This window comes from Microvirga massiliensis, from assembly GCF_001006805.1.
GTDB lineage: Bacteria > Pseudomonadota > Alphaproteobacteria > Rhizobiales > Beijerinckiaceae > Microvirga > Microvirga massiliensis.
In genome coordinates this window covers 243,504-256,522 of record NZ_LN811355.1, presented here as the reverse complement: position 1 = coordinate 256,522, position 13,019 = coordinate 243,504, and the positions used below count along the sequence as shown (strand labels likewise).

Annotated in this window: 13 protein-coding genes; 8 read left to right on the top strand and 5 right to left on the bottom strand. The window is 64.1% G+C overall.

Annotated elements, in window-relative coordinates; genetic code table 11:
- Positions 1–82: 82 nt before the first annotated feature.
- The 5 genes from BN1233_RS19590 to hemB form a co-directional block, all read right to left on the bottom strand.
- The gene (locus tag BN1233_RS19590; RefSeq protein WP_046865274.1) at positions 83–829 is read right to left on the bottom strand and encodes an arginyltransferase; all 747 of its coding nucleotides are present in this window, start codon (positions 827–829) and stop codon (positions 83–85) included.
- Between the two features lie 91 nt (positions 830–920).
- Positions 921–1,391, bottom strand: coding sequence for an RDD family protein (locus BN1233_RS19585; protein ID WP_052763854.1), 471 nt, complete (start codon positions 1,389–1,391; stop codon positions 921–923).
- A 10-nt stretch (positions 1,392–1,401) separates the two neighbouring features.
- Positions 1,402–2,643 (bottom strand): threonine ammonia-lyase, encoded by a 1,242-nt coding sequence (locus BN1233_RS19580; protein ID WP_046865273.1) that lies wholly within the window; start codon positions 2,641–2,643, stop codon positions 1,402–1,404.
- Between the two features lie 111 nt (positions 2,644–2,754).
- The gene (locus BN1233_RS19575) at positions 2,755–4,107 is read right to left on the bottom strand and encodes a branched-chain amino acid ABC transporter permease (protein WP_048707367.1); all 1,353 of its coding nucleotides are present in this window, start codon (positions 4,105–4,107) and stop codon (positions 2,755–2,757) included.
- Between the two features lie 11 nt (positions 4,108–4,118).
- A complete protein-coding gene (hemB, locus tag BN1233_RS19570; RefSeq protein WP_046865272.1) occupies positions 4,119–5,162 on the bottom strand; it encodes a porphobilinogen synthase in 1,044 nt (347 codons plus the stop codon).
- Between the two features lie 361 nt (positions 5,163–5,523).
- Here hemB and BN1233_RS19565 point away from each other — a divergent pair, with 361 nt between their 5' ends.
- The 8 genes from BN1233_RS19565 to BN1233_RS19530 all read left to right on the top strand — a co-directional run bounded on the left by BN1233_RS19565 (position 5,524) and on the right by BN1233_RS19530 (position 12,974).
- The gene (locus BN1233_RS19565; protein WP_052763862.1) at positions 5,524–6,570 is read left to right on the top strand and encodes an enoyl-CoA hydratase/isomerase family protein; all 1,047 of its coding nucleotides are present in this window, start codon (positions 5,524–5,526) and stop codon (positions 6,568–6,570) included.
- Positions 6,570–7,037 carry a DUF6163 family protein gene (locus BN1233_RS19560; protein ID WP_046865271.1) on the top strand — a complete coding sequence of 156 codons (468 nt, stop codon included), beginning with the start codon at positions 6,570–6,572 and terminating at the stop codon, positions 7,035–7,037. The genes BN1233_RS19565 and BN1233_RS19560 overlap by 1 nt, the downstream gene beginning before the upstream one ends.
- Positions 7,038–7,234: 197 nt before the next feature.
- Positions 7,235–7,747, top strand: a complete 513-nt coding sequence (gene ldtR / locus BN1233_RS19555; RefSeq protein WP_046865270.1) for a transcriptional regulator LdtR — start codon at positions 7,235–7,237, stop codon at positions 7,745–7,747.
- Between the two features lie 227 nt (positions 7,748–7,974).
- Positions 7,975–9,243: a L,D-transpeptidase family protein gene (locus BN1233_RS19550; protein WP_046865269.1), complete on the top strand. Its 1,269-nt coding sequence runs from the start codon at positions 7,975–7,977 to the stop codon at positions 9,241–9,243.
- 148 nt (positions 9,244–9,391) lie between these two features.
- Entirely contained in the window at positions 9,392–10,693 is a 1,302-nt protein-coding gene (glyA, locus tag BN1233_RS19545) for a serine hydroxymethyltransferase (protein WP_046865268.1), read from the top strand.
- 15 nt (positions 10,694–10,708) lie between these two features.
- The gene (gene nrdR, locus BN1233_RS19540; protein ID WP_046865267.1) at positions 10,709–11,209 is read left to right on the top strand and encodes a transcriptional regulator NrdR; all 501 of its coding nucleotides are present in this window, start codon (positions 10,709–10,711) and stop codon (positions 11,207–11,209) included.
- Positions 11,206–12,342, top strand: coding sequence for a bifunctional diaminohydroxyphosphoribosylaminopyrimidine deaminase/5-amino-6-(5-phosphoribosylamino)uracil reductase RibD (gene ribD / locus BN1233_RS19535; protein ID WP_046865266.1), 1,137 nt, complete (start codon positions 11,206–11,208; stop codon positions 12,340–12,342). Before nrdR ends, ribD begins: the two co-directional genes overlap by 4 nt.
- On the top strand, positions 12,342–12,974 hold the full coding sequence (locus BN1233_RS19530; RefSeq protein ID WP_046865265.1) for a riboflavin synthase: 633 nt from the start codon (positions 12,342–12,344) through the stop codon (positions 12,972–12,974). The genes ribD and BN1233_RS19530 overlap by 1 nt, the downstream gene beginning before the upstream one ends.
- Positions 12,975–13,019 lie beyond the last annotated feature (45 nt).

The window sequence follows — 13,019 nt, the reverse complement described above, 5'->3', positions numbered from 1 at the left end:
ACCCCGCCCGAAATCAAGGCGAGGTAAATCCACAGCTAGGCCAGAGGTGCGCTGCGTCCATGCCCAGGTGCAGCCGTGGTCGCTATTCGAAGCGGCGCCAGCCCTGCGACAGGAGCCTTTCCTGAGGCATGAACCGGACCTTGTAGGCCATCTTCTTCGACCCTTCGACCCAATAGCCCAGATAGAGGTACGGGAGGCCACGGGATCTCGCCCGCTCGATGTGGTCGAGGATGATGAAGGTTCCGAGGCTCCGGTCTGCGAGGTCCGGATCGTAGAACGAGTAGACCATGGAGAGGCCGTCGGCCATCTCGTCCGTCAGGCAGGCTCCCACGAGCTGGCCCGTCCCGCGGCCGGTAATACCGTTTTCGGAGCCACGGCGTCGATACTCGATGACGCGAGTATCGACATGGCTGTCCTCGATCATGGTCGAGTAGTCGAGGACCGTCATGTCGGCCATGCCGCCGTCCGTGTGGCGGGCGTCGAGATAGCGGCGGAAGAGTAGATATTGGTCAGCAGTCGGCCGGTTCGGAAGCGCGGTTCCGATCAGGTCGCGGTTCTGACGAAGGACGCGCCGAAGACTTGCGGAAGGCTCGAACTCGTCGACGAGCACCCGCACCGAGACGCAGGCCCGGCAGTTTTCGCAGGCAGGGCGATAGGCGATCGTCTGTGATCGGCGAAACCCGCCCTGCGTGAGGATCTCGTTGAGATCCCGCGCGCGCTTTCCGATGATGTGGGTGAAGACCTTCCGCTCCTCCTTGCCGGGCAGATACGGGCAGGGAGAGGGTGACGTCAGGTAGAATTGGGGGGCGTCGCGCGGCTGACTCGTCACGCTGGTTCGGCCTCGGTCGTAAACTCGAGCGTGGATCCAACGCTCAAGAATAACATTGGTGCCACGCCCGTCCAGATTCGCCCACGGGAATTCACCGCGAACGCACGAGGAGCAGGCCGCTGAGGATGTCGTGACCCAGACGCCGGTCGACCCGCGCGAGCCCGATCACCACATCGATCGCCCAGAGGAGGAATGTCGAAACCGCGACATAGAAGAGCAGAGCATGCACGGCGGCCGCAAGCATCGATGGGCGGCCTCCATCGACGGCATCGACGACGCGCAGGCCTGCCGCGCGCATTCCGAGCGTACCCTGGCCTTCGCTCGCAATCGTGATCGCGTTGTAGGCGATCGCCGTCAGCGGAAGCAGGGCGAAGAGCATCCATCCGAAGCCGAAGGTGATGACGCCAAACAAAGCAATCAGCACCCAGAGCACCGACATAAGGAGGAAGACGACCACGATATCCAGGAGATAGGCGAGGATGCGACGTCCCAGCACGCCCTCGGTGGCGAGTGCGAGCTCACGAGGATCGGAGTATCCGGTCAGCTGTGCCTCTGCTGGCAAAAGCCCCTCCTTAGAACGCTCCTTCGGAGAGCCCCCGCGAATCGAGTCGCCGAGGAGCGAGCCCGTCGGCCGCGAGGGCTGCGAAGATCTCTGATGTATGTCGTTCGTCTCGCGTTTCGATGGTGATGTCGATCGAAACGCCCTTCGCCGGAATGTCCAGGAAAAGGCGACCGTGCGACACTTCCAGGATATTGGCCCCGAGTTCCCCGAGGCGGCTCGCGACCCGGCCGAGGAGGCCTGGCCGGTCGTTCGCCGTGATCCTGAAGGATACGATTTGATTCTCGCGCTCGAGCTCCCGAACCATCACGGAGGCGAGGAGCCTCGCGTCGATATTCCCTCCGCTCAGGATGAGGCCGACCTTCCGTTCGCGGAACCGGTCGGGTTCCGCGAGCATCGCTGCGAGACCAGCCGCGCCGGCACCCTCCGCCATCGTCCTCTGGAACGTGGCATAGGCGTTGATGGCCCGCTCGAGGAGCGGCTCGTCCACGAGAATGACGCCGGCCGCCAGATCGCGCACGATCGGGAGCGTGAGTCTGCCAACCGTCTTGACCGCGATGCCTTCCGCGAGAGTAGGCCCGCCGATCGGGAGGTTTTCGCCCGTCAGGGCATTCGAGAAGGAAGGATAGAGCGCGGCCTCGACCCCGATAATCTCCAGGTCGGGCTTGCGGTCACGCGCCGCTACGGCGATGCCGGAAATCAGGCCTCCGCCGCCGACCGGCACGATGATCTGCTCGAGTGTCGGCTCATCGTCGAGCATCTCGAGCGCGACGGTACCCTGGCCGGCCATGATATCCGGATCGTCATATGGATGTACCAGGACCAGGTTCTCATCGGCAGCAAGCGAACGGGCGTGGCCTTCCGACTCGGACAGGGTTTCCCCGTGCAGGATGACCCTTGCACCGTGCGCCCGGGTATTCTCCGCCTTCACCATGGGCGTCCCGACCGGCATCACGATCGTCACGGGAACTCCGAGCCGGCGTCCATGATAGGCGACAGCCTGCGCATGATTGCCGGCCGACATGGCCACCACGCCGCGCCTGCCATCCTCCCGACTCAGCTTCTGCAACTTGTTGACCGCTCCACGCTCCTTGAACGAGCCGGTCGGCTGCATGTTTTCGTGCTTCACGAAGACCGTCGCGCCGGTGAGTTCCGACAGCCGTGGTGCCGGTACGAGGGGGGTGCGCAGCACGTGAGGCCGAATCGTCTCTGCCGCTCGCGTGACGTCCTCGGGAGAAATGCAATGTTCTGCCAAGGCTCATCCCTTCTAGACCGGCGCCCGTGAGCTCCGGATCCTCAATTGGTGCACCCGGGGGATCAGGAATGGGGCGCCGGGCTATGTCAAAGGTGAAAATCCGAACCGAAGTTACACTTGGCGGGGTGTGGTGTCGCGGGTCCCGAAAATGCCGCCCGGCCGAAAGACGAGAAAGATTGCGAGGGCGAGATACAGCGCGATATCGCGGCTCTCTATCGGCAGATAGGCAGCCCAGAGCGACTCGAAGAGGCCGACGATCCAGCCGCCTGCAAGCGCCCCCGGTACCGAGCCTATCCCGCCTACAACGGCGGCCAGCAAGGCCTTGAGCCCGAACTGAAACCCGCCCGCGAAGCCAAGACCTCCAAATTCGACCACGATGAGCATGCCGGCGAGGCCGGCGAATGCACCCGCGAGGGCAAGGGTTCCGAGGAGCAGCCGCCGTCCATCGATTCCGAAGAGGCGCGCGGCAGCCGGATCCTCCGAATAGGCCCGCCATTCCCTGCCGAACCGGGAGCGCCCGAGAGCAACGAGGATCGAGGCTGCGCCTAGTCCGAACAGGGCGGTTGCCAGCGACATTGGCTTGAGGTTGACGACGAAATGACCAGCCCGGGCGACCGGCCACGGTTCTGAACCGAGCGGCGGCAGCCACACCGTTACCGGACTTTGGATCAACCGAAGAAATTCCATTAGGAAGAGCGAAAGCCCGAATGTCGCGATGAGGCTTGGCTGAGGGCTCCTTCCCTTGACCATTCCGATCGTGAGCCAGCCGCCGACGGCGCCATAGGCAGCGGCCGCAAACAAAGCCGCCAGCAGACCTGCCGCAAGTCCGCCCGCAACAGGCAACCCCATCCCGATCGTACCGAGCGCCGCGCCGGCGATGCTGGCTGCGGCACCGATTGCCACGAGTTCCCCGAAAGCCAGGTTGACCCGCCGCACGAGGCCGAACACGAGGGCATAGGCCGTAGCAATCAGGCCGTAGACTGACATCCGCGGCAACCCGGAGAGAATTTGTTGCAGAGCATAGGCCGCCCTACCGGGGATGACCGGTGCGGCAGCGCCGGCTGCGCTGCCCGGGTCGCCAGCCATGCCCTCCGGGGTGTCCAGGTAATAATGCTTCATGAGGTACAGGCTGGCGCCTGAAATTGGGCCGTCCTCTGTCGACAAGCCCGTCAACTCGCCCTTCCGCGCCGTGAGACTGTCGCTTGCGAATTGACAGATCACCCACCGCTCCACGGGAGCGCGGTCGATCCGCTCGACCGTATATTCGACGCGTATGCTCCGCTTCTCGGGTCCGGGCTGCGCGCCGGTCACGGTAATGGCGAGCCCGGGATTGAGCGCCGGCAGGGTGGATCGGCATATCCGCAATTGGTCGCCATCGACCCCGAATGCACATCCGGCCAACCCGCCGGCCACCAGTCCGAGGATTGACGTAAGAACTGTCCGCCAGGGAAACCGGCGGCGCACGGACGAGTCTTTCAGAGTGCGGATTTCAGGCGCTCGGCAACGCGCGGGGCGAAGTAGGTCAGGATGCCGTCAGCGCCGGCGCGCTTGAAAGCGAGGAGACTCTCGAGCATGGCCCGATCGCCATCGATCCAACCGTTAGCGGCTGCAGCCTCGATCATCGCGTATTCGCCCGAGACCTGGTAGGCGAAGGTCGGCACCCGGAAGTTCTCCTTAACCCGTCGGACGATGTCGAGGTAAGGAAGGCCGGGCTTGACCATGACCATGTCGGCACCCTGCTCGAGATCCAGCGCCACTTCCCGAAGCGCTTCATCGGAGTTGCCGGGATCCATCTGGTAGGTCCGCTTGTCTCCGGCGAGCGTCGCGCTGGAACCCACCGCGTCGCGGAATGGGCCATAGAACGCCGATGCATATTTCGCGGCATAAGCCATGATCTGGACGTCCTGGAATCCCTCGGAATCGAGCGCCTCCCGGATCGCTCCGACCCGCCCGTCCATCATGTCGGAGGGCGCAATGATGTCGGCGCCTGCTTCCGCCTGGACCAACGCTTGGCGCACCAGAAGGGCCACGCTATCGTCGTTGAGAATTCGGCCGTCCTCGAGAAGGCCGTCATGGCCGTGGCTCGTATAAGGATCCAGCGCGACGTCCATGATGATGCCGATTTCGGGAATGCGGTCCTTGATGGCGCGGCCCGCGCTGCAGACGAGATTCTTCGGATTGAGGGCTTCCGACCCACGTGGATCCCGAAGACCCGGGTCGGTATAGGGAAAGAGCGCGACTGCCGGGATTCCGAACCGCGCTGCGCGCTCGGCTTCCCGCACGGCCTCATCGATGCTCAGCCGCTCGACACCCGGCATGGAGCGGACGGGCTCCCGACCACCGGTGCCCGCCGTCACGAAGAGCGGCCAAATCAGATCGTCCACGGTGAGCGTGTGCTCACGCACGAGCCGTCTCGTCCAATCAGCTTTCCGGTTCCGACGCGGCCGGTGTGTCAGTGCGAGCTCCGTCTCGGGCGCGCTCGGTTGCGGTTGGCGGCGGAGAGGAGTGGCTTTCGACATATTCGAGTTATCCATTTCTATTCACGACGACCGGCGAGCCATCAGGACTTGGCACAGATCGCATGTCGGAGTCCCCCGTAGAGAAGGAATTGGCACCCCGAATGGCACGCCGCGGCAAGAACGGGAATGCCCTATGACCCACATCCGGTGGAGCAGGGCCGATTGACGGCCCAGGTCTACGCCCTTTAGAGCCGCTGGCGACCTCGCGGCGCGAATCTTTGGATTCCGGAGAGCCATGGATGCTTGGCCCGCGGAATTTCCAGATCGGGCGGATGCCGCCAGGAGCCGCGATTCCAAGGAACTCTGCCGTATGGCACGGTGCACGGCACTGTATCGGCAGGATGCGGTGAGGCAGAGGCGCATGATCGAAACCGACGATATCATCTGCAGGCGCCAAGGGGCAGCCGGTGTCATGACGCTCAACCGCCCGTCTGCCTTGAATGCGCTCACGCTCGAAATGGTGCGCGCAATGCGGCAGAGTCTCGATGCCTGGGCATCCGATCCCGCTGTGACACGGATCGTCCTCCAAGCGGCCGGAGAGCGAGCCTTCTGCGCCGGTGGCGATATCCGGCGGCTTTACGACCTCGGCATGGCTGGCGAGCATGAGGAAGCGCTGCAGTTCTGGCGCGAGGAGTACCAGCTCAATGCGCTGATCCGTCGCTATCCAAAGCCCTATATCGCTCTCATCGATGGGATCGTGATGGGAGGTGGGGTTGGGGTCTCGCTCCATGGCAGCCATCGCATCGCCGGTGACCGCTATCTCTTCGCGATGCCCGAGGTCGGGATCGGCTTCTTTCCCGATGTCGGAGCGACCTACGCGCTTCCGCGCCTGCCCGACTCTACGGGAATCTACATCGCGTTGACCGGAGAACGGTTGAAGAGAGCCGACGGGCTGGCGCTAGGCCTCGCGACGGCTACCGTGCCGAGCGAACGGCTGACCGATCTTCGGGAAGCGTTGTGTGCCGGGGAGCCGGTCGATGGCACGATCACGGCCCATCACCGGGATCCTGGCCCGCCGCCGATCGACGAGCACCGGTCGGTGATTGCCGAGAGCTTCGACGCGAAGACCGTCGGAGAGATCCTCGCGCGGCTGGACAGGTTCGCTGCCGGCTCCGAGTTTGCCCAGCGCTGCGCTGAGACCATGCGCTCGAAGTCGCCGACGAGTCTCGCCATAACCCTGGAGCAGATGCACCGGGGCGGAGCTGTTGATTTCGACGAGGCCATGAGGATCGAATTCCGGATCGTGTCCCGTGTCATACGAGGGACCGACTTCTACGAAGGCGTCCGGACCACGCTCTTCGAGAAAGGCATCAAGCCCGCATGGAACCCGCAATCGGTCGAAGAAGTCGATGCGGATGCGGTCGCCGGGTACTTCGCGCCCCTCGACCGTGAACTCGAGCTTCCCTGATGGCTTTCAATCTACGGAGACGCGAGACTGTCGTCCCGGCGCCGGTCCTTTCGCCGGATCGCATCGAGGAGCAGCCTCGGAGCCAAGGCGGAATTCGATGGGCGTTGGCTCTGCGGATCTACATGCGGGTCCTGTCGCTCCTCTGGATCGCAAAGGGCTTGGGAGCCTGGGCCGTCATCCTCGGAGTATCAGGAGCCACGGGTGCCTTTGAGTCACTTGCGCCGAGCCATCAGGCGACGGTGGTTTATTTCGGCGTGATCGATCTCGTTGCAGCAATCGGACTCTGGATGGCGAGTACCTGGGGCGGCGTGATCTGGCTGCTCGCCGTGATGAGCCATCTCATCCTTCTTTCGGCTTTTTCCCCCGATTTACTTTTGCAATTCCCGATGCTCTCCGTTGTGATGGCCGTTGCGCTCGCCATCTACTTGGTAATTTCCTGGATCTCTGCGCGAGAAGAACAAGTATAGAGGCGGCCTTTATACAAGATTTTTACAGTTCAGAAGGGTAAACTACTCGTAGCTTCACCTTTCGTTTACTCCCAAGGGTAAATCGTATATTCATCGTGTTGTTTAAACTCAATTTCACGCGATGCCTGCAAAGTGCCGTTCAGAGATGAGCCGGGCAAACCGGCCGTTCGATGACAGAGAGGCAATGAGGCATTGCAATGAAGACGGCATTCAAAGCGGAATTGCAGGAGGACGCGGTCCCGGCAGGTGAGGGAGTCAAGAGCCGCTATCTCGAGGCTCTGCACCTCGTCGAGCGGCTCCACCGTCGCCTTCTCGACGTGATCAAGGACGAATTCGAGCGGCGCGGCCGAAGCGACGTGAACAGCGTCCAGGCCCTGCTCCTTTACAACATCGGCGACAAGGAGCTCACCGCGAGCGAGTTGCGGACCCGAGGCTACTATCTTGGCTCCAACGTCTCCTACAACGTGAAGAAGCTCGTCGAGATGGGGTATCTGCACCATGCGCGGTCCCGTGTGGACCGGCGCTCGGTGCGGATCAGCCTCACGGAGAAAGGGCGGGACATCCACGACGCCATCAAGGCGCTCTACGATAAGCATTCACGGACAATCGAGCCGATCGGCGGCATCTCGCAGACGGATTTCGAGAGGATGAATCAGTCACTCGTGCGCCTCGAGCGCTTCTGGACGGATCACATCCGCTACCGGCTCTGACAGCTCAGCCAGGGGCCCGATCTGGGACACGCCGCACACTCGGGCGCTGGTCGGCCAAGATTGGATCGTGCACGATCGGGTGATCGCCATATTCTGGCCCCGATGTTCAACGTTCTGGGAACCGTTCGTTAAGCCAATCCCGGCAGTCAAGGGGCAGGCGTCGCGCATTCTGCGAGATGCCCCCTCACCCCTGTCGGTCCTGCCCAGAATCCGAGAGAACGCGCCCGATGCAGTCCCGTCGTTCCTTCCTGACCGGTACTGTCGCCATCGCCCTGACACCCGCTTCTGCGATTGCACAGCAATTCGCAGCGGGCCAGCAGGCCGAGTGGCGGCAGAACTACGAAGCCGCGTCCCGCATGCGGATCCCGCGCTCGACGACGCCGATCCTCTCTCCGCAGACCCTCGATGCAACCGAGCAGACGATCGAGCGCTATCGCGGTATCGTCGCGCGCGGGGGCTGGATGCCGCTCCGTGTCAGCGAGCGCCTTCGCTTGAACGTCCAGAGCCCGGAGGTCGTCGCGCTCCGGCAGCGCCTCGTCAGCTCGGGTGACATCGATCCAGCCCTCGAGGCCTCGCCGGTTTATGATTCGTATGTCGAGGCAGCGGTCCGTCGCTTCCAGGCTCGCCACGGGATCAACGCCACCGGCGCCATGAACGCGATCACTCTGGCAGCCATGAATGTCCCGGCAGATATCCGGCTGCGTCAGCTCGAGCTCAACGTGGTCCGTCTCCGCGCCTATTCGGGCAATCTCGGCTCACGCTACGTGATCATGAATATTCCCGCCGCTCTCGTGGAGACCGTCGAGAACGGAACCGTTCATACGCGCCATGCAGCCGGTGTCGGAAAGATCGACCGCCAGTCGCCGGTGATGAACGCCAAGATCACCGAGGTGAACTTCAACCCGTTCTGGACGGTCCCGGCTTCGATCATCCGCAAGGATCTGATCCCCAAGATGCAGAAGGAGCCGAGCTACCTGACGGAGAATCGCATCCGGATCTTCAGCGGTCGTGGAGAGGAGATCGATCCCCGGCGGGTCAATTGGTTCTCGGATGAAGCGACCCGCTACATGTTCCGGCAGGATCCTGGCGGCGAGGTCAATTCGATGGGCTTCGTCCGCATCAACATCCCGAACCCGCACGGCGTCTATATGCACGACACGCCGTCCAAGGGCATCTTCGGCGACGATTTCCGGTTCGTGTCCTCGGGATGCGTCCGCGTTCAGAACGTGCGCGACTACATCCAGTGGCTCCTCAAGGACACCCCCGGCTGGACCCGCGATCAAATCGATGCCGTCTTCCGGTCGGGCGATCGGATCGATGCGCGCCTTGCGCAGCCGGTTCCCGTCTACTGGACCTACATCACGGCCTGGGCGACGCCGGACGGCCTGATCCAGTTCCGCGACGACATCTACAACCGGGACGGTTTCGGATCGTCCATTCCCGTCGCGAGCCGAGAGCCCGCCGCGCCGGACGAAGAAATGTTTCTCGCGAACTGAGTAGGGGCGGATTTCCGCCCCTTTCTGCGCGACTTTGAATCCTTGGCGTCCGCGGCGGCCGCATGCTAGACGCGCGGGACGAGAGGGCGCGGCCGGAGCCGCTGCCCCGCCCGCCGGTCCGGGGGCGTCCGATCACCGAGGAAATCCAATGAGCGCGAGCGAGGCGGCACACCACCGGTCGAACAGTTTCTTTTCGGCGTCCCTGTCGGAAGCGGACCCGGAGATTGCGAGCGCCATCACACGGGAACTCGCCCGTCAGCGTGACGAGATCGAGCTCATCGCCTCTGAAAACATCGTCTCGCGGGCCGTGCTCGAGGCGCAGGGCTCAGTGATGACGAACAAATACGCCGAGGGATATCCCCGCCGGCGGTATTACGGCGGCTGCCAGTTCGTGGACATCGCGGAGGACCTTGCCATCGAGCGGGCCTGCCGCCTCTTCGATTGCCGCTTCGCCAATGTGCAGCCGAATTCAGGCAGCCAGGCAAACCAGGCCGTGTTCATGGCACTGATGAAGCCGGGCGACACCTTCATGGGCCTCGACCTCGCCTGTGGCGGCCACCTTACTCACGGCTCGCCCGTGAACATGTCCGGGAAGTGGTTCAACGTCGTGAGCTACAAGGTTCGTCCGGACGACCAGCTCATCGACATGGACGAGGTCGCGAGGCTCGCGCGGGAGAACAAGCCGAAGGTGATCGTGGCGGGCGGAAGCGCCTATTCCCGCTTCTGGGATTTCGCCCGGTTCCGCGAGATCGCCGACGAGGTCGGCGCCTTCTTCATGGTCGACATGGCCCATTTCGCAGGGCTCGTGGCGGGCGGAGCCCACCCGTCTCCGTTCCCGCATGCGCATGTGGTCACGACGACGACGCACAAGACGCTCCGCGGCCCGCGTGGCGGCATGATCCTCACGAACGACGAAGACATCGCCAAGAAGGTCAACTCCGCGATCTTCCCCGGGCTGCAGGGCGGGCCGCTCATGCACGTGATCGCCGCCAAGGCGGTGGCCTTCGGAGAGGCTCTCCGGCCGGAATTCAAGCTCTACGCCCACGCCGTCGTCGAGAACGCCCGGGCGCTTGCGGACACGATGATCTCGGCCGGATACGCCATCGTTGCCGGCGGAACCGACAATCACCTGATGCTGGTCGACCTTCGGCCCAAGAAACTGACCGGCAAGGCGGCCGAGGCGGCACTCGGCAGGGCGCACATCACCTGCAACAAGAATGGGGTGCCCTTCGATCCCGAGAAGCCAATGGTGACCTCAGGGATTCGGCTCGGCACGCCGGCTTGCACGACGCGAGGATTCGGCGCTGCGGAATTCCGGCATGTGGGCGAGTTGATCATCGCGACTCTCGAGGGGCTTGCGCAAAGCGGTGAAAGCGGCAACGCAGCCGTCGAGAATTCCGTCCGGCAGCATGCCCAGGAGCTGACGCGGCGCTTCCCGATCTACGAGTGAGGGCGGCCGGAGACCATGCGCTGCCCCTATTGCGGGAGCCTGGATACGCAGGTCAAGGATTCCCGCCCGACCGATGACGCCTCGGCGATCCGCCGGCGGCGGATTTGCTCCGATTGCGGAGGCCGGTTCACGACCTTCGAACGGGTCCAGCTGCGCGAACTGACGGTCCTGAAACGCTCCGGTCGCCGTGTTCCGTTCGATCGAGACAAACTCCAGAGGTCCGTCGAAATCGCGCTGCGGAAGCGCCCCGTCGATCCCGAACGAGTGGAGCGCATGATCAACGGCATCGTGCGCCAACTCGAGGCTCTCGGTGAAAACGAGATCTCGAGCGAGACCGTGGGCGAGCTCGTCATGGAGGGGCTGAAAGGGCTCGATGACGTCGCCTATGTGAGGTTCGCGTCCGTCTACAAGAACTTCCGGGAAGCCAAGGACTTCGAGGAAATTCTCGAACGGCTTTCGAGCCCTGATGCGGAGACCGGAGCCGACGGCGCGACCGAAGAATCCGGCATACCATGACGGCTCTCGCGCAGCCGAACCTGCCGGCGTCGCAGGCTTCTGCCCACGATGCGAGATTCATGCGGCTCGCCATGAATCTGGGCGCGCGGCATTTGGGGCATACTTGGCCGAATCCGTCCGTCGGGGCCGTAGTGGTCAGGGAGGACGGCGCTGGTCCGATCATTCTGACGCAAGGCATCACCCAGCCTGGCGGGCGTCCGCATGCGGAGCGGATCGCGCTGGAACAGGCGGGAGCGGCTGCACGGGGTGGGACGCTTTACGTGTCGCTCGAGCCGTGCTCGCACCACGGGCGGACGCCGCCTTGCGTCGACGCCATTCTGGCCGCCGGCGTGAATCGCGTCGTGACGGCCCTGGAGGATCCTGACCCTCGGGTGAGAGGTCGCGGTCACGATCTCCTCCGTGCACGAGGCATCGACGTCGTCACCGACGTGCTGAGCTCGGAAGCCCGGCGTGTGCATCGCGGGCATATCACGAGAGTGACGCGGGGTCGTCCGGCTGTGACTCTGAAGCTTGCGCAGACGCGCGCGGGCATTTCGGGGCGAAGCGCGGGCCCGAGGCTTCTGATCACGGGTGAGAGCGCAAACCGGCGCGTGCACCTCATGCGGAGCCACGCGGACGCGATTCTGGTCGGAGTCGGAACCGTTCTGGCAGACGATCCGCTCCTGACGGTCCGGCTGCCCGGCCTCGTGCACCAGCCCGTACGCGTCGTCTTCGACAGCCACCTGCGAACACCCACGACCTGTCGCCTCGTCGCCTCGGCAGACGCAGTTCCAACCTGGATCGTCACCTCTGCTGAAGCTCCGGACGAGGCGGCACGCCGCCTGTCGGACCTGGGTGTGACCGTGATTCGGGCACGGTGCGGTTCCGATGGCCAACTGGACCTCGCGGACGCCATGGCGAGCCTGTCGCGGCGTGGGCTCACGAGGGTGTTCTGCGAGGGAGGGCCGTCGCTTGCCGAGGCGCTCGCCGTGGCGGATCTCGTCGATGAATGCGTGCTGATCACCAGCGATCATGATGCCGATGGGGACGTCCGGGGGGTTCGCCTGGGTCTGGCTGCAGCCCTTGCGCGCATGGTTCCGCTCCTGCCGGAACAGGCTGGCGGTGATCGCATCGAGATCTACGAGAGGGGATGATGTTCACCGGAATCGTCACTGCCGTCGGACACATCGACGCCATCTCGGGTGAAGGTCCGCTCCGTCGGATCCGCATTGCCGCCGACTACGATGCCTCGACGATCGATCTCGGTGCGTCGATCGCCTGCGGGGGGCCTTGTCTGACGGTCGTCGCCCGCGGTCCGGAAGGAAACGGATGCTGGTTCGAGGTCGATGCAGCGGCCGAGACGCTTGCCCGGACGGCCGTCGATAGCTGGCGAGTCGGCACCCGGGTCAATCTCGAGCGCTCGCTCAGGATCGGGGATGAACTCGGAGGGCATCTCGTCACTGGGCATGTCGACGGGACGGCGCAGATCCTCGCGCGGGAGGCCATCACGGGCTCGGACGATCCCTGGGGGGCGACGGCGCGGTTCGTCATCGAGGCTCCGGCTAAGCTCGCCCGCTTCATTGCCGAGAAAGGGTCGGTCTGTCTCGACGGGACCTCGCTGACCGTGAACAGCGTCGAGGGTCGGACCTTCTCCGTGCTGCTCATTCCCCACACGCTGAATGTCACGACCTGGGGTGAGCGGCGCCCGGGCGACCTCCTGAACCTGGAGGTGGATCTGATGGCGCGCTACGCGGCGCGTCTTGCCGAGGCGGGCGGGGGAGGGTAGGGACCCTTCGCCTGTTGCCGCGGGATCCGGTCCCGCATTCCCGTC

Bases quoted from the DNA above. Each gene is read 5' to 3' on its own strand.
- BN1233_RS19560 (WP_046865271.1), top strand. From the start codon at position 6,570: ATGGCTTTCAATCTACGGAGACGCGAGACTGTCGTCCCGGCGCCGGTC.
- BN1233_RS19530 (WP_046865265.1), top strand. From the start codon at position 12,342: ATGTTCACCGGAATCGTCACTGCCGTCGGACACATCGACGCCATCTCG.
- BN1233_RS19550 (WP_046865269.1), top strand. From the start codon at position 7,975: ATGCAGTCCCGTCGTTCCTTCCTGACCGGTACTGTCGCCATCGCCCTG.
- glyA (WP_046865268.1), top strand. From the start codon at position 9,392: ATGAGCGCGAGCGAGGCGGCACACCACCGGTCGAACAGTTTCTTTTCG.
- ribD (WP_046865266.1), top strand. From the start codon at position 11,206: ATGACGGCTCTCGCGCAGCCGAACCTGCCGGCGTCGCAGGCTTCTGCC.
- ldtR (WP_046865270.1), top strand. From the start codon at position 7,235: ATGAAGACGGCATTCAAAGCGGAATTGCAGGAGGACGCGGTCCCGGCA.
- hemB (WP_046865272.1), bottom strand. From the start codon at position 5,162: ATGTCGAAAGCCACTCCTCTCCGCCGCCAACCGCAACCGAGCGCGCCC.
- nrdR (WP_046865267.1), top strand. From the start codon at position 10,709: ATGCGCTGCCCCTATTGCGGGAGCCTGGATACGCAGGTCAAGGATTCC.
- BN1233_RS19565 (WP_052763862.1), top strand. From the start codon at position 5,524: ATGATCGAAACCGACGATATCATCTGCAGGCGCCAAGGGGCAGCCGGT.